Genomic DNA, 16,142 nt, shown 5'->3' on the forward strand with positions numbered 1-16,142 from the left:
TTGATGATGTCTTATTTGTAGTCTAGGACTCTTTGGGGAAGCGAGAGATTCCGCGCCAAGCTAAACGGTAGATGAGGTCGCTGGCCACATCGAGGTCGAGGTTCCCGTCCGTTTCGAGCCAGTACCGTGCACTGACCTGCGCCATGCCGGCCAAACCCCGGCCCAGGAGTGCCGCTTCAATGTGGGGGAGTTTGGTGTCTTCTGCGATCACGCGTGCAATGGCATCGGCAAATGTCCGGTTGAAGGTTTCCAGCCGCGAGCTGACATCGGGGTCGTTGATCAGGTCCGATTCGAACACCAGACGGTGCGCCTGGTCGTCACTGGCGATGAAACGGAAGTAGGCACGCATCACGGCCTGCACGCGCTCGTCGTTGTCGGTGGTGGAGTTCAGGGCGCCAAGCATCAGCTCGGTCAGCGAGGCGAGGTGGCTTTCCAGCAGGGCAAGGTACAGCTCGCGTTTGGACGGGAAGTGCTGGTAAAGCACCGGTTTGCTGACATGGGCCGTCTCGGCAATCTCGTCCATGGCCGCGCCGTGGTAACCGTTGGCCACGAAGACCTCCTGCGCTGCGGAGAGAAGCTGCGCGCGCCGTTCGTCCCGGGGTAGCCGGGCGGACCGTTGGCCTGCGGGGCGGGAGGGAGTTTGCGGTTCGGCTGCGGGCGGGCGGTCAGCCCGTGCTTCAGGGACCACAGTTATCCTTCTTTCCATTGCAGTTACCTTCACTTTACTGCGGGGTAATATGACCCGGCAGTATCCTGGGGCATACATTGAAGTATGGCTTCGTCTTTCACCGCAAATGTTTCAACCCTGTCCCTGGATCCGCTGGTGGAACCTGCCGGGGAACTCAGCCCCGAAGAGGTCGAACGGTATTCGCGCCACTTGATCATTCCTGAAATCGGCGCGCTCGGCCAACGGCGGCTCAAGAACGCCAAAGTGCTCGTCATCGGTGCCGGTGGCCTGGGTTCGCCCGCCCTCCTGTACCTGGCTGCAGCCGGCGTGGGGACACTGGGCATCGTCGATGATGACACCGTTGACCTCAGCAACCTGCAGCGCCAGGTGATCCACGGCGTCAGCGACGTTGGCCGGCCCAAGATCGAATCCGCCCGCGACGCGATCGCCGCGCTGAACCCGCTGGTGGACGTCCGGCTGCACAACGTCCGGCTGGACGCATCCAACGCCCTGGACCTGTTCGCCGGCTACGACCTGATCCTCGACGGGGCCGACAACTTTGCCACGAGGTATCTGGTGAATGACGCCGCTGCCATCCTGGGCAAGCCCTACGTGTGGGGTTCCATCTTCCGTTTCGACGGCCAGGTCAGCGTCTTCTGGGAGAAGCACGGCCCCACGTACCGGGACCTGTACCCGGAGGCCCCGCCTGCCGGTTCCGTGCCCTCCTGCGGCGAGGGCGGCGTGTTCGGCATGCTGTGCGCCGCCGTGGGATCGCTCATGGTGACCGAGGCAGTGAAGCTGATCACCGGCGTCGGGCGTTCCCTGTTGGGCCGGGTGGCACTTTTTGACGCCCTGGGTGGCAGCTGGCGCGAGATCCGCGTGTCCAAGGACCCCGCCGCGGAACCCATCACCGAGCTGACCGATTACGAAGCGTTCTGCGGGATCGCACCGGAAGCCGCCACAGACAAGGAACACACCGTGACGGCCACGCAGCTGGCCACCATGCTGGCGTCCCGGAAGGCCGGGCTGAAGGACTTCGAGCTGGTGGATGTTCGGGAAGCCGGCGAATACGACATCGTCCGGATCGATGGCGCGAAGCTCATCCCGCAGGGACGGATCCTGGCGGGGGAGGCGTGGAACGAACTCCCGCAGGACCGGGACATCGTCTTCCACTGCAAGGCGGGGACGCGTTCAGCGAACGTGCTGGCAGCCGCGCGTCAGGCCGGCTACGAAAGGGTCAGCCATCTCGACGGCGGCATCCTGGCCTGGGTGCGCGACGTAGAACCGCAAAAGCCCGTCTACTGACCTGCTTGCTCTATCAGATATGGCTCCCAAACCGGTGGTTTAGGAGCCATATCTGATAGAGCAACGGGGGTTTTGGCGGGTCAGGCGGTTTCGCGGCCTTGGTGGTCCACCGGGCATTCGGCCGCTGCGGCGGCGGAGGGAGCGGGCTGCTCCACCGTGATGCCATACAGGGCCTCGAGGGCGGCCACGTAGTCGTCCTGCTGTCCGTTGGCGGCGAGCTCGCGGGCGCGCACCGTGGGCACGTGCAGCAACTGCTTGACCATCCGGCGCAGCGCGAACTCGACTTCCTCGGCGGCGGCGGTGCAGCCGTGGCGGGCACGGACCTTTTCCATTTCCGCGTCCAGCACGTTCATCGTGTGGCGCCGCAGGGCAACGATGGCAGAGTCCACGGACCGGGCTTCGCGCTCCTGCTCGAACGCCTTTGCAGCGCCCTTGACGATGCCGCTCGCCTGGGCCAGGGATTCCGCCTGCTCCTGGGGCGCCGCGAGTCGCACGGACTCGAGGGTCAGCAGCTCGACGCCGTCCAGTTCGCCCACCGCGGGGTCGAAGTCGTGGGTGAGGGCGAGGTCGATGGCTATCAGGGGCTGCTGGGAGTTCGCGCGCACCTGGGCCAGTTCGTCGGCCTCCACACGGGTATCGGAACCGCTGCAGCCGATCATGACGTCCGCCGCTGCGACGGCGGGCCGCAGCGACTCGGTGTCCAGGGCTGTGCCGCCCCGGGTTGCCACGAAGCCTTCGGCCCGTCCGGAGGAGGAGAAGACGGAGATGTCCGTGCAGCCGCGTTCGCGCAGCAGCGCCATGGTGGCGCCGGCGTAGGCGCCGGTCCCGAAGACCACCACCTTCTTGGCGGACCAGTCGGCGTTCTCGGACAGGTCGGTTGCGAGGTCCAGCGCCACGGAAACAATCGAAAGGCCGCGGGAACCGAGGGCGGTCTGGGCGCCGACATCCTTGGCCGTCTTGGAAGCGGCCTGGAACAGCCGGACCAGCCCGGAGCTGGCGGTGCCTTCGTGCTGGGCGGCGATTAGGGCCCGCCGCACCTGGCCGGCAATCTCGCGTTCACCCACGACGGCGGAATCCAGGCCCGCGCTCACGGCGAACAGGTGCTGGGTCACTTCCGGCCCGGTGCGGGTACTGAAGGAACGCGATACGAGGGGCTCGGCCAGTCCGCTGGCCTCGCTGATGCGGGCCACGAGCGCCGCCCGTGCGGCCTCGACGTCGTCGGCATTGCGGGCTTCCCCGTAAATTTCGTAGCGGTTGCAGGTGGCCAGGACCACGGCGCCCGCCACTGCCGGGGATTCCGTCAGCGCGGATGCGGCAATGCCGGAGGAACCGTTGCTCAACTGAGCGACGGTTTCAAGGTCGATGTCGGCGTGTGTAGCCACCAATGAGAAAAGAACCACAGCAGACCAATCATAGCTTTTTCGCACCTTGGTAGAACAACCCCCCGGCCGCGCCGGCGGCCGGTTATGGCTGTGATTCCTGCCACGGGTTCCATGGCCGGGCGCGGGCAGACACGTTGTCGTTATCTTTTGCGGCTCTTTTTCGGCACAATCAAAAGCATGACTCCTAGCCCCGCCGTCTCCGCTGCCGGCACCCTTGCCGCCGACCACCCGCTGCTGGATGGCCGCACCGCGGATTCCCCGCTGATCACGGCCTACCGCGGGGGCAAGCCCTCCCGCCGTCCCGTCTGGTTCATGCGCCAGGCCGGCCGGTCGCTGCCGGAATACCTGAAGGTGCGCGAAGGCATTGCCATGCTGGACTCCTGCCTCCGGCCGGAACTGGCTTCGGAGATCACGCTCCAGCCCGTGCGCCGCCATGATGTGGACGCCGGGATCTTCTTCTCCGACATCGTCATCCCCCTGAAGCTGGCCGGCGTCGGGGTGGACATCGTGCCGGGCGTGGGACCGGTGCTGGACAAGCCCGTGCGCACCGCGGCTGACGTCGCCGCCCTGCCACAGCTGACATGGGAGGCGCTGGAACCGATCCGCGAAGCGGTCCGCCTCACCGTGGCCGAACTGGGCAAGACCCCGCTGATCGGTTTCGCCGGTGCACCGTTCACCCTTGCGGCCTACATGGTCGAAGGCAAGCCGTCCCGCGACCACCTTGGCCCCCGCACCATGATGCATGCAGACCCGGAGACCTGGGCCGCCCTGGCCAACTGGGCCGCGGACGCTTCCGGCATGTTCCTCCAGGCGCAGCTTGAAGCCGGCGCGTCAGCCGGCCAGCTCTTTGACTCCTGGGCCGGCTCGCTCGGCCTGGCGGACTACACGAAATACGTCGCACCGGCCTCCACCCGGGCCCTGGACCACGTCCGGCACCTCGGTGCCCCGCTGGTCCACTTCGGCACCGGCACCTCCGAACTGCTCGTTGCCATGCGCGACGTCGGCGTGGACGTGGTGGGCGTGGATTACCGGCTGCCGCTGGACGAAGCCAACCGCCGCCTGGGTGGGACGGTGCCGCTGCAGGGCAACATCGACCCCGCTTTGCTGGCTGCTCCCTGGGACATCCTGGAAGCGCATGTGCGCGACGTGATCGCCGCCGGATCCGGGGCCCCGGGCCACGTCCTGAACCTGGGGCACGGAGTGCCGCCGGAAACGGACCCCGCCGTATTGACGCGCGTGGTCGAACTGATCCACTCGATCTCGCCGGAGTAGTCCGGTGGGCACCTCCGCGGCCAGGCCTGGCCCGGCAATCGTTGTGGGGGGCGGGATCTCCGGCTTGCTGTCTGCCCGCGGGCTTGCCGCGGCAGGCCATCCGGTGACGGTGCTGGAAGCCGGCACGGAGTGGGGCGGCTGCGTGGGAAGCCACGAGGTGGCCGGCCTCACCCTGGACAGTGGTGCCGAATCCTTCGCCACGCGGTCCGACGCCGTCTCCGGCCTTGCCGCCGAACTGGGCCTTGCGGACAAGATCGTCGCGCCCCGGCCGGGCGGGGCCTGGGTGCAGCTTCCCGAAGGCCCGCGCGAACTCCCCAAGACCGGAGTGCTCGGTATCCCCGCCAACCCCTGGGACCCCGAGGTCCGCCGTTCCCTCGGCGTGCTGGGAGCATTGCGGGCCTCCCTGGACAGGATCCTGCCCGCCTCCGTGGGAGCGGGCGGCGAGGTCACCAGTGTCTCCGCCCTGGTCAGGGCGAGGATGGGAACCCGCGTGCTGGAACGGCTGGTCTCCCCGGTGGTGGGTGGCGTCCATTCCGCCGACCCGGCCCTGCTCGACATCGACATGGTGGCCCCGGGCCTGCGCGCAGGGCTGCAGCAACACCGCTCCCTCGCTGCCGCCGTTTCCGCGCAACGCCGCCGGTCTGCCAGTGCCGCAAGCAACGCTCCCGCAGCCCCGGCGGGCCAGCCGGCCAAAGCCGGCTCCGCCGTCGCAGGCCTCGAAGGCGGCATGCACACGCTGGTCAGCGCCCTGGTGGCGGACCTCCGTGGCAGGGACGTCACGCTGCTGACGCGAACCGAGGCCACGTCGGCCACGCGCACGCCATCAGGCTGGCAGGTCACCGCCGCGGGAAGGACCTTCGACGCCGCCCTGCTGGTGGTCGCCGTCGACGGTCCGGCCGCCGTCGGACTGCTTGAGGGCGCCGTTCCCGCCATCGCGGGGAAGAAGCCCTCGCCGGGTCCCGACGTCAAGCTTGTGACCCTGGTGCTGGACAAGCCGGAGCTGGACCGGCGCCCGCGTGGAACCGGAATCCTGGTGGCGCCGCAGACGCCCGGCATCGAAGCGAAGGCGCTGACGCATGCCACCGGGAAGTGGGACTGGCTGGCGGCTGCCGCAGGACCCGGTCGCCACGTGGTGCGGCTTTCCTACGGCAGGGTGGATGGCGCCGCGGCGCAGGCCGGCGGGCCGGAAACGGACGATGAGCTGCAGGCGGCAGCACTGCGGGACGCTTCTGCGCTGCTGGACGTCCGCCTCGGGGCCGACGACGTGCTCGGCTGGGACGTTGTGCGGTGGCGCGGGTCGCTGCCTTTCGCCGCCGTCGGACACCGTGCCCGGGTGGCGGACATCCGGCGGGCCTGCGCTGCGGCCGGCAGCCTGGCCGTCGTTGGAGGCTGGGTTGCCGGCAATGGCCTGGCCGCTGTGGTGGCCGACACGCTGGAACAACTCCGGGATTTACTCGCCGGCTGAGCATCGCTGCAGGTCAGCCCGACAAATGCACGGCTGCAGGCTGTGCCGGAGGACCCTTGGGGCGGGTCCGCCGGTTTTCAATCGGGCCTGCGGTCTGGATAGTGTCGATGACTATGGTTCAACACAGGTCCGAGCTTTCCATGTCCCGGACCGGTATCCATGGGGGGCTCCGACGCGGCACCGCAGCTGCGGCCGTTGGAGCGGTACTGGTTCTTTCCACCGGCGTTCCGTCGTCCTTCGCCGACGATGCAACGTCTCCGCCCCGCGATCCGGCGGCGCAGGCTTCCGGCAGGCCGCAGCCGGCTCCGCGTGCCAGTCTCTCCGTGCCAGGGCCGCTGCTTCCGGCGGTCAAAGCCTCCCTCGCTGCCGGTACGACGACGGGCCAGGCCACCGCAGCGGCCTCCGAGCCCTCCCTGGCGATCACACTGCCCCTCCCGGACCTTCCGCTTCCCTCACTCTCCAGCACGTCCCCCGCGCCCGGCACTCCGACCGTGGCGCCCACCTCGTCGCCGGGTTCCGCCGCACCGGCAGCCCCGGCTCCGGCAACCGCTCCCACGCCTCCCGCCGCGGCCCAGGCCATCCCGACGGCTGCCGCCGCGGCCCAGTCCCCGGGCGACGCGGTACCCGCCCCCGCAGCCCCGGCACCCGGCGCTGGAACGCAGGCGGGACCGGCAACGGCAGTCCCCGGCGCGCCGTCTGAAGGCGACGAAGCGGGCACGGCAGCGGGAGCCGGGCCAGCCTCCCCGGTGGTTTCGGGCACTGCAGGCACGGCCCTGCCGACGGCGTTCGCGCGACAGCCGCATCCCGCCCAAACGCCGCAGGCCGCCGGAGTGCCGGCTGGTGGCCGCAGCGCCGTCTCATCCACGGCCACGATCGCCGGGCTGCCGGACGCGATGGTCTGGCTGGGCGTTGGACTCGTGGGGGTTGGGACCGCCGCCGGCCTGGTGTTCTTCCGCCTCCGCAGGCCCTGGTGACGGGCGTCCCGGCGCCAGGGCGAATCGGGGAGTGCGGTGACTTTAATCACTTCTACGAGTTGTAGAAGTTTTCGGTTTCGACTTGGGGGTAGCGAAGGGGCAAACTTGTAACCATGAGCCACACTTCTGCCGAATCTGTCACTAAAACCGAAGAATCAGCCGAGCAGTTCTTTACTCTCTGGACGGTATTCAAGCGGTCGCAGCCGGTGGTGCGCAGTGCCGACGCCGCCGCCGATTTCGAAGCGCTGCTCGCGCGCCTCGCCGAGGCCGGGGTAACGCACCGGGGCAGCTACGATGTTTCCGCCATGCGCGCCGATGCCGACGTCATGGTGTGGCTCCACGGACCCAAGCCGGAGGCGCTGCAGCAGGCCATCCGGGACATCCGCCGCAGCAGCCTCTTCGCGGGCACCGAGATCGTCTGGTCGGCCATGGGCGTCCACCGCGAGGCTGAGTTCGCCAAGAACCACACTCCCGCTTACTCCCGGGGCGTGGCTCCCGCCGAGTGGCTGTGCGTCTACCCCTTCGTGCGCTCCTACGAGTGGTACCTCCTGCCGGAGGCGGAGCGCGGCAAGATGCTCCGCGACCACGGGCTGCTGGGCCGCGACTTCCCGCAGGTCATCTCCAACACCGTGTCCTCCTTCGCGCTGGGGGACTGGGAATGGATCCTGGGCCTCGAAGCGCCGGAGCTGGTGGACCTGGTGGACCTGATGCGGCACCTGCGCTCAACCGAGGCACGCAACCACGTCCGCGAGGAGATCCCCTTCTACACCGGCCGCCGGATCAGCGCCGACGAAGTTGCCGAGGTCCTCGCATGAGCCCGCTGGACCCCCAGGCCCCGGCCGTCAACCCCGTCACTGAGGCCGGCCGCATGGCCCCCAAGGAATACGACGCCGTCCTGCTCGCCTCCTTCGGCGGCCCGGAGGGCCAGGAGGACGTGATCCCGTTCCTCCGCAATGTCACCCGCGGCCGGGGCATCCCGGACGAGCGGCTTGAGGAAGTTTCCCACCACTACCGCGCCAATGGCGGCATCAGCCCCATCAACCAGCAGAACAGGGAGCTCAAGGCTGCCCTGGAGGCCGAACTGGCGGCCCGCGGCATCGGCCTTCCGGTGCTGTGGGGCAACCGCAACTGGGCCCCGTACATCCCGCAGACACTGCAGGAGGCGTACGACGCCGGACACCGCCGGGTGCTCATGCTCACCACGAGTGCCTACTCCTGTTACTCCAGCTGCCGCCAGTACCGCGAGGACATCGGCATGGCGCTGACGGAAACCGGCCTGGACGGCAAGCTGGAGGTGGACAAGGTCCGCCAGTATTTCGACCACCCCGGTTTCGTGGAGCCGTTCGTCGAGGGAACCGCTGCCGGGCTCGCCGATGTCCGTGCCAAGCTCGCCGAAGCCGGAACGCCGGACGCTCCCGTGCACATCCTGTTTGCCACCCACTCCATCCCCACCCGGGACGCAGAAGCTGCAGGCCGGTCCGGGGGCGAGCCGCGCGAGTTCGAGGAAGGCTCGGCCTACGTGGCGCAGCACCTCGCCAACGCCGCCGCCGTGATCGACCGGGTCGCGGAGGAATCCGGGCTGACGGCGCCCTGGTCCCTGGTGTACCAGTCCCGCTCGGGCGCTCCGCACGTGCCGTGGCTGGAACCGGACATCAACGACGCCATCGAGGAACTGGCCGGCCAGGGCGTGAAGGGCATCGTCATTGTTCCCCTCGGCTTTGTCAGCGACCACATGGAAGTTGTCTGGGACCTGGATACCGAAGCCATGGAGACCTGCGCCAACCTCGGCCTCGCCGCCACGCGGGTCCCCACGCCCGGCACCCACCGGAAGTTCGTCGAAGGCCTGGTGGACCTGATCTGCGAGCGGACGGTGGCCAACAACATCAGCGACCGGCCTGCCGTCACGGACCTCGGCCCCTGGTATGACGTCTGCCGTCCGGGATGCTGCGCCAACTTCCGGGGCGAGAAGCCCACCATCGCAGGGGCAGACACCACCGTGGGCACCGGCCACGACCCCTACCCGCCCGGCATGGGTGCTTCCTCCTGCGCGGCCGGGGAGACGGTCCAGCCGTGACCGTCCGGATTGGTACCCGTGCCAGCAAGCTTGCGCTGACCCAGACCCAGCAGACGGCCGACCAGCTGGGTGCCGTCGGTGGCTTCCCGGTTGAGCTGGTCCATATCAGGACCGACGGCGACGTCCTCACCGGATCGCTGTCCCAGATGGGCGGCACCGGCGTCTTCGTCGCCGCCCTGCGCGACGCACTGCTGCGTGACGAGTGCGACGTCGCCGTTCACTCCCTGAAGGACCTGCCCACGGGCGCCGCCGTCGGCCTTAGCCTTGCAGCGACGCCGCGCCGGGTGGATGTCCGCGACGTCCTGTGCGCGCGGGACGGGCTCAAGCTTGCCGACCTGCCCGCTGGCGCCAAAGTGGGAACGGGTTCCCCGCGCCGGGCTGCCCAGCTGCGTGCTGCCCGCGCGGACCTGGACATCGTGGACATCCGCGGCAACGTGGACACCCGCCTCGGCCGTGTTCCCGGGCTTCCGGGCAACACCACGGAGGACGTGGTCCCCGGCAAGTCGTGCGACCTGGACGCCGTGGTGCTGGCCGCCGCCGGCCTGGAGCGGATCGGCCGGCTGGACGCCGTGAGTGAGTACCTGGAAACCGACGTGATGCTTCCCGCTGCCGGCCAGGGATCGCTGGCCATTGAATGCCGCACCGCCGATGCGCCCCCCAGGCCGGGTTCCGCCGAAGGATCCCGCGGGGTCCTGGCCCAGGCGCTGGCAGCGCTGGACGACCCCGACACCCGCCTGGCCGTCACGGCGGAGCGCGCCCTGCTGGCGCGGCTCGAAGCGGGCTGCGCCGCTCCGGTGGGGGCCTACGCCTACCGCAAGGGCAGCATGCTGCACCTTGAAGCCGTGGTGTGCGCCGTCGACGGCACTGCCACGGTCCGGGACAAGCGCGCCACGGACGGCCTGACGGAAGTAGGCGCCACCCTCCTGGGCATTGAACTTGCAGAAGTCCTCCTGGCCGCCGGTGCCGCCGGCATCGCGGACCTCCAGGCGTCCTGACCCGGCGATGGCAGAGCCTTCCCGCAGGCCCGGATCCGGCGCCCCGCTCAGCGGGGCGCGGGTCCTGGTCACGCGCAGTCCGGAGCGTTCGGCAGCGCTGGTGGAGGCGCTGTCCGCGGCCGGCGCCAAGCCGGTCCTGCTGCCGCTCATCGACTTCGAGCGGGCCCCGGACCAGCACGCACTGGACGTCGCCTGCGACGCCTTGGCAGCGGGAGCCTTTGACTGGCTGGTGGCCAGCAGCGCCACCACCATCCACGTGCTGGCCGGCAAGGCGAAGGAACGGGGCCTCGGCCTGGGCCAGCTGGTTCCCGCCGCCACCCGGATCGCGGCCATCGGACCGGCCACGCGACGGCTGCTGGAAGCCGAAGGCCTGACCGTGGCGCTGGCCCCGGCCGGTGAACAGTCCGCCGCCGGGCTCCTCGCGGTCTGGCCGGGCGGGGGCAAAGTCCTCCTGCCCCAGGCGGACATCGCCGCACCCGCCCTGGCCGAGGGCATGTCAGCCGCCGGCAGCGCGGTGACCGCGGTGACCGCCTACCGGACGGTGGACTACCCGGCGGCAGCGGAGCGGCGGCTCGCCGTGCCCATGGAGGACGCCCACGACGGCGGCCAGCCGCCGTCGTACTCCCTCCTGACGCCGGAAACGGCAGCAGCGGACATCCGGGCCGGCCGCATCAACGCCGTCATTGCCGCTTCGCCGAGTGCCGTGCGCCGGATCTCCGGCCTCGCCCCGCTGTCCGCCTGCAGGCTGGTGGCCATAGGACGTTCGACGGCGGACCAGGCCACCGCGCTTGGCCTTCCGGTGGCCGCCGTGGCGGCTGAGCCCACGCCGGAAGGGCTGGTGGCCGCCGTCGCCAGGGCCCTGAACCCGCCCTGACGGCGCGCAGGCAGTTTCCAACGGCAACACACCCCGATTCCCTGAACCACGAAGGACAGGACCATGACTTTCCCCAGCCAACGCCCCCGCCGCCTGCGCACCACCCCGGCCATGCGCCGGATGACCTCCGAGACCCGGCTGTCGCCGGCCGAGCTCATCCTCCCGGCCTTCATCCGCGAGGGACTCACGGAACCGAACCCCATCACGTCGATGCCCGGCGTGGTCCAGCACACCACCGACACCCTCAAACGGGCCGCGGCCGAGGCCGTGGAACTGGGACTGGGCGGCATCATGCTGTTCGGCATCCCGGAAACCCGCGACGCCGAAGGCACTGCTTCCCTCGACCCGGACGGCGTGCTGAACAAGGCCATCCGGGACGTGCGCGCGGAGGTGGGGGACGACCTGGTGGTGATGAGTGATGTCTGCCTCGATGAATTCACCGACCACGGGCACTGCGGAGTGCTCGACGCCGACGGCTACGTGGACAACGACCGCACGGTGGAGATCTACGCCCGGATGGCCGTCGCCCAGGCCGACGCCGGCGCCCACATGCTGGGCCCCTCCGGCATGATGGACGGGCAGATCGCCGCCATCCGGGCGGCGCTGGACGCGGCGGGCCACGTCAACACCTCCGTCATCGCGTACGCCGCGAAGTACGCGTCCGCTTTCTACGGCCCCTTCCGTGAAGCGGTGGACTCACAGCTCAAGGGCGACCGCCGAACATACCAGATGGACGCCGGCAACCGCACCGAGGCCTTGCGCGAGGTGGAACTGGACCTGGCGGAGGGCGCCGACATCGTCATGGTCAAGCCCGCAATGAGCTACCTGGACATCGTGGCGGACGTCGCCGCCATGAGCCCGGTGCCCGTGTCCGCGTACCAGATTTCCGGTGAATACGCGATGATCGAGGCGGCCGCAGCGAACGGCTGGATCGACCGCCGCGCCGCCATCACCGAGTCGGTCCTGGGCATCCGGAGGGCCGGCGCCCACACGGTGCTGACCTACTGGGCCGCCGAGCTTGCCGGCTGGCTGAAGGAAACTCGGTGACCACCGTGCCGGCGTCCCCCACCGCCCCGGTGGGGGAGGGGCGCATCCTGATCGGCCTCAACACCTTCGGTGACATCGGCGAAAAACCGGACGGGAGCCCCCAGGCGCCCGCTGAAGTCCTGCGCCAGCTGCTGGAACAGGCCCAGCTGGCCGACGCTGTCGGACTCCACGCCTTTGGCGTGGGCGAGCACCACCGCAAGGACTACGCCGTGTCTGCGCCGGAGGTTTTCCTGGCCGCGGCCGCGGCGCGCACCACCCGCATCCGGCTGGGCTCGGCGGTGACGGTGCTGAGCTCGGACGATCCCATCCGGGTGTTCCAGCGCTTCTCCACCGTGGACGCCCTTTCCAACGGCCGGGCGGAAGTCATGCTCGGCCGCGGATCGTTCATCGAATCCTTCCCCCTGTTCGGCCTCGACCTGGCGGACTACGAGCTCCTGTTCGAAGAGAAGCTGGAGCTGTTCGACAAGGTGCGGGCGCAGAAGCCCGTGCACTGGGAGGGCCGTACCCGCCCCGCGCTGCACGGACTGGACGTCTTTCCGCCGCTCGAGCACCACCTGCTGCCCACGTGGATCGGGGTGGGCGGAACACCCGAGTCGGTCCTGCGGTGCGCCCAGTACGGCTATCCCATCATCTTTGCCATCATTGGCGGCCAGCCGCGCGGGTTCCGGCCACTGGCGGACCTGTACCGCGAAGCCATGGACAAGTACGGCCACCCGATGCCGCAGGTGGCCACCCACTCGCCGGGCCACGTGGCCGAAACCGATGAGCAGGCCCGGGAGGAACTGTTCCCGCACTGGCTGAAGCTGCGGAACAAGCTCGGGGCCGAGCGCGGCTGGGGTCCTGCCGGACGGGGCGAATTCGACGCCCTGTGCTCCCCGGAAGGCGCCCTGTACGTCGGGTCGCCCGAAACGGTGGCGCAAAAGATCGTCCGGCTCAAGCGCGACCTCGGGGTGGACCGCTTCGACCTCAAATACAGCAACGGGCCGCTGCCCCACTCCGCCATGATGCGCTCAATCGAACTGATCGGCACCGCCGTCGCCCCGCGCGTAGCTGAACTGCTCGCCGGCGAAGTGTGCCGGCCGCTACCTGAGAGAATAGGAACCATGACTTCCAGCAATCCTCGCAACGAGGCACTCTTCGACCGCGCCCGCCAGCTGATGCCGGGCGGGGTCAACTCGCCGGTGCGCGCCTTCGGGTCCGTGGGCGGAACACCGCGCTTCATGGTCTCGGCGAAAGGGCCGTACCTGACGGATGCCGACGGCAAGGAATACGTCGACCTCGTCTGCTCGTGGGGCCCGGCGCTCCTGGGTCACGCCCACCCCGCTGTCCTGGACGCCGTGCACGCCGCCGTCGACCGCGGCCTGTCCTTCGGCGCCTCCACCCCCGACGAGGCCAACCTCGCTGAGATCGTCAAGGAGCGCGTGCCCGCCGTCGAACGCCTCCGCATGGTCTCCACCGGCACCGAGGCCACCATGACCGCCGTCCGGCTGGCCCGCGGCTTCACCGGGCGAAACCTCATCATCAAGTTCGCCGGCTGCTACCACGGACACCTGGACGGGCTGCTCGCCGCCGCCGGCTCGGGCGTGGCCACCCTCGCGCTGCCCGGCTCCGCCGGCGTCACCGAGGCCACCGCCGCCGAAACGCTGGTGCTGCCCTACAACGACCTGCAGGCCGTCAAGGAAGCCTTCGCCTCGCACGGACCCAACATCGCGGCCGTCATCACCGAGGCCGCGCCCGCCAACATGGGTGTCGTCACCCCGGCCGAAGGCTTCAACGCCGGCCTTGCCCGCATCACCCGCGAGCACGGCGCCCTGCTCATCGTCGACGAAGTGCTCACCGGCTTCCGTACCGGCTACTCCGGCTACTGGGGCCTCACCGGCGGCGCACCGGACTCCGACGATCCCTGGACCCCGGACCTGCTTACCTTCGGCAAGGTCATCGGCGGCGGCATGCCGACGGCGGCCCTTGGCGGACGTGCCGACGTCATGGACCACCTGGCGCCCACCGGCCCGGTGTACCAGGCGGGAACGCTGTCCGGCAACCCGGTGGCCATGGCCGCGGGCGTCGCCACGCTGACCCATGCCACCCGCGACGTCTACTCCTTCATCGATGTCCGGTCGCTGGAACTCTCCTCGGCGCTGTCCAACGCGCTGGACGCTGCAGGGGTGGACCACTCCATCCAGTTCGCCGGAAACCTCTTCTCGGTGGCGTTCGGAACCTCGGCCCACGGTGTCCACAACTACGCCGACGCCCAGGCGCAGGAGGCGTTCCGCTACGCACCGTTCTTCCACTCCATGCTGGAGTCCGGGGTGTACCTGCCGCCATCGGTCTTCGAGGCCTGGTTCCTCTCGGCCGCGCACGACGACGACGCCATGAACCGGATCTACGACGCCCTGCCGGCCGCCGCCAGGGCTGCCGCTGCCGCCCAGGGCTAGGGCCGCCGTCGTCCTGTTCCTAAGCTTGTTCGCAGGCGCGAGCCTTGATGGTTCGGTCCTGCGAACAAGGCCGGGATCGCCGCAGGGACCCAAAAGAAATCCCCGCCTGCAGCCTGCAGGCGGGGATTTCTTTTGGGTCCGTGCGGCTACAGGACGTCCGCGAGGAAGCCCTTAAGCCGGTCCGTCCGGGGCTCGGTGAAGATCTGCTCGGGCGGGCCGGACTCCACCACCACGCCGGCGTCCATGAACGTCACGGCGTCGGACACGTTCCGTGAGAAGCCCATCTCGTGCGTCACCACCACCATGGTCATGCCGCCCTTGGCGAGGTCCGTCATGAGTGCCAGCACGCCCTTGACCAGTTCGGGGTCCAAGGCGGAGGTGGCCTCGTCGAAGAACATGACCTCGGGTTTCATGGCCAGCGCACGGGCAATCGCCACGCGCTGCTGCTGGCCGCCTGAGAGGTTCGCCGGGCGGGAATCAGCCTTGTGCTTCAGGCCCACCAGATCCAGCTGCTCCAACGCTTCACTGCGCGCCTGCTCCTTGGAGAGCTTGCGCAGCTTCCGCAGGGCCAGGGAAACGTTCTCTTCCACCGTCTTGTGCGGGAACAGGTTGAACTGCTGGAACACCATGCCGATCCGGCGCCGGAGTTCATCCGGATTGTCCTTCAGGACTGAACGGCCATCCAGCAGGATGTCGCCTTGGTCCGGTTCGATCAGCCTGTTCATGACCCGCAGCAGGGTGGACTTGCCGGAACCGGACGGGCCGATCACCGAGGCCGTGGTGCCCTGGGGCACGTGCAGGTCGATGCCCCGCAGGACATGGTTGCTGCCGAAGGAAAGGTGGATGTTCTTTGCACTCAGCGTTCCCGATGTGAACTCGCTCATGCCTGGGCTCCCTTCCCGACGACGGCCGCGGCCTCGTCCGGTTCCTTCTTTTCAGGCCGGCCGGTGCGCAGCCGGGCGTCGATCCAGTTCACGAAGTGCGTCAACGGGATGGTGAGGACCAGGTAGAAGACCGCCGCTGCCACGTAGGGCGACAGGTTGCCCGTGGTGGCGGCGGCGTCCTTGCCGATCTGGAAGATCTCACGTTCGCTGGCCAGCAGGCCCAAAAGGAACACCAGGGAGGATTCCTTGATCAGCGCAATGAACTGGTTGACCAGGGCCGGGAGTACCCGGCGGATGCCCTGGGGGACGACGACCAGGCGCATCGACGCCCCGTAGCCGAACCCCAGTGCACGCGACGCCTCGAGTTGTCCCTTGTCCACGCTCTGGATACCGGAGCGGAAGATCTCGCCGATGTAAGCGCCGGACATCAGGGACAGGGCGGCGATAGCCATCGGGTAGGGGCTCGTGGAGCCGGTCAGTTCACGGATGATGGGTCCAAAGCCGAACCCGATGACCAGGATGGTCAGTACCGGCGGAAGGCCGCGCAGGACGTCCGTGTAGATACGTGCGATCCACCGGGCTGCTGCGTTCCGGGAAATCCCCATCAGGGCGAGCAGCATTCCCAGGGCTGTCCCGATGATGCCTGAAATGATGGCGAGCACCAGGGTGTTCGGCAAGCCGACGGCGAACATCTTGGGTATGACTTCGCCCATCGCCTTCCAGTCGAGGAAGGTGTCAGCAAGTTGCTTGAGGATATCCATGGAACGC

The 16,142-nt window shown here is 69.0% G+C and carries 14 protein-coding genes and 1 pseudogene; 11 read left to right on the forward strand and 4 right to left on the reverse strand.

The annotated features are described in order from the left end of the window. Window positions 1-22: 22 nt before the first annotated feature. Window positions 23-688, reverse strand: a complete 666-nt coding sequence (locus AC2JAJ_RS14645) for a TetR/AcrR family transcriptional regulator (protein WP_221386621.1) — start codon at window positions 686-688, stop codon at window positions 23-25. Window positions 689-772: 84 nt separating this feature from the next. Between AC2JAJ_RS14645 and moeB the strand changes: the two genes are divergently transcribed. Then, window positions 773-1,972 (forward strand): molybdopterin-synthase adenylyltransferase MoeB, encoded by a 1,200-nt coding sequence (gene moeB, locus AC2JAJ_RS14650; protein ID WP_473696800.1) that lies wholly within the window; start codon window positions 773-775, stop codon window positions 1,970-1,972. An 80-nt stretch (window positions 1,973-2,052) separates the two neighbouring features. On the opposite strand, the gene AC2JAJ_RS14655 is transcribed toward moeB, so the two are convergent. Further along, window positions 2,053-3,372, reverse strand: coding sequence for a glutamyl-tRNA reductase (locus AC2JAJ_RS14655; RefSeq protein WP_486415361.1), 1,320 nt, complete (start codon window positions 3,370-3,372; stop codon window positions 2,053-2,055). A gap of 159 nt (window positions 3,373-3,531) precedes the next feature. On the opposite strand from AC2JAJ_RS14655, the gene hemE reads away from it, so the two are divergent. The 10 genes and pseudogenes from hemE to hemL all read left to right on the forward strand — a co-directional run bounded on the left by hemE (window position 3,532) and on the right by hemL (window position 14,490). Next, window positions 3,532-4,626, forward strand: coding sequence for a uroporphyrinogen decarboxylase (hemE, locus tag AC2JAJ_RS14660; RefSeq protein ID WP_486415360.1), 1,095 nt, complete (start codon window positions 3,532-3,534; stop codon window positions 4,624-4,626). 4 nt (window positions 4,627-4,630) lie between these two features. Beyond that, window positions 4,631-6,091, forward strand: coding sequence for a protoporphyrinogen oxidase (hemG, locus tag AC2JAJ_RS14665; protein ID WP_486415359.1), 1,461 nt, complete (start codon window positions 4,631-4,633; stop codon window positions 6,089-6,091). A 113-nt stretch (window positions 6,092-6,204) separates the two neighbouring features. Beyond that, window positions 6,205-7,065: a hypothetical protein gene (locus AC2JAJ_RS14670; protein ID WP_501053174.1), complete on the forward strand. Its 861-nt coding sequence runs from the start codon at window positions 6,205-6,207 to the stop codon at window positions 7,063-7,065. A 113-nt stretch (window positions 7,066-7,178) separates the two neighbouring features. Then, the gene (gene hemQ, locus AC2JAJ_RS14675) at window positions 7,179-7,880 is read left to right on the forward strand and encodes a hydrogen peroxide-dependent heme synthase (RefSeq protein WP_486415357.1); all 702 of its coding nucleotides are present in this window, start codon (window positions 7,179-7,181) and stop codon (window positions 7,878-7,880) included. Then, on the forward strand, window positions 7,877-9,139 hold the full coding sequence (locus AC2JAJ_RS14680) for a ferrochelatase (protein WP_486415356.1): 1,263 nt from the start codon (window positions 7,877-7,879) through the stop codon (window positions 9,137-9,139). The genes hemQ and AC2JAJ_RS14680 overlap by 4 nt, the downstream gene beginning before the upstream one ends. Next, window positions 9,136-10,134, forward strand: a complete 999-nt coding sequence (hemC, locus tag AC2JAJ_RS14685; protein WP_473696809.1) for a hydroxymethylbilane synthase — start codon at window positions 9,136-9,138, stop codon at window positions 10,132-10,134. The genes AC2JAJ_RS14680 and hemC overlap by 4 nt, the downstream gene beginning before the upstream one ends. A 7-nt stretch (window positions 10,135-10,141) precedes the next feature. Further along, on the forward strand, window positions 10,142-11,008 hold the full coding sequence (locus tag AC2JAJ_RS14690; RefSeq protein WP_486415355.1) for a uroporphyrinogen-III synthase: 867 nt from the start codon (window positions 10,142-10,144) through the stop codon (window positions 11,006-11,008). Window positions 11,009-11,071: 63 nt separating this feature from the next. Further along, window positions 11,072-12,055: a porphobilinogen synthase gene (gene hemB, locus AC2JAJ_RS14695; protein ID WP_486415354.1), complete on the forward strand. Its 984-nt coding sequence runs from the start codon at window positions 11,072-11,074 to the stop codon at window positions 12,053-12,055. Beyond that, a pseudogene (locus tag AC2JAJ_RS14700) lies at window positions 12,052-13,119 on the forward strand (LLM class flavin-dependent oxidoreductase); the annotation flags it as partial. The gene hemB and the pseudogene AC2JAJ_RS14700, both read left to right, overlap by 4 nt. A gap of 39 nt (window positions 13,120-13,158) precedes the next feature. Then, entirely contained in the window at window positions 13,159-14,490 is a 1,332-nt protein-coding gene (hemL, locus tag AC2JAJ_RS14705; RefSeq protein ID WP_486415352.1) for a glutamate-1-semialdehyde 2,1-aminomutase, read from the forward strand. A gap of 146 nt (window positions 14,491-14,636) precedes the next feature. Here hemL and AC2JAJ_RS14710 read toward each other — a convergent pair whose 3' ends face one another. Both AC2JAJ_RS14710 and AC2JAJ_RS14715 read right to left on the reverse strand, forming a co-directional pair. After that, window positions 14,637-15,374 carry an amino acid ABC transporter ATP-binding protein gene (locus AC2JAJ_RS14710; protein WP_486415351.1) on the reverse strand — a complete coding sequence of 246 codons (738 nt, stop codon included), beginning with the start codon at window positions 15,372-15,374 and terminating at the stop codon, window positions 14,637-14,639. Beyond that, complete coding sequence (locus AC2JAJ_RS14715; protein WP_221386635.1) at window positions 15,371-16,135, reverse strand: amino acid ABC transporter permease; 765 nt, start codon at window positions 16,133-16,135, stop codon at window positions 15,371-15,373. Before AC2JAJ_RS14715 ends, AC2JAJ_RS14710 begins: the two co-directional genes overlap by 4 nt. Window positions 16,136-16,142: the final 7 nt, after the last annotated feature.

Source organism: Arthrobacter sp. MOO21 (assembly GCF_057369995.2).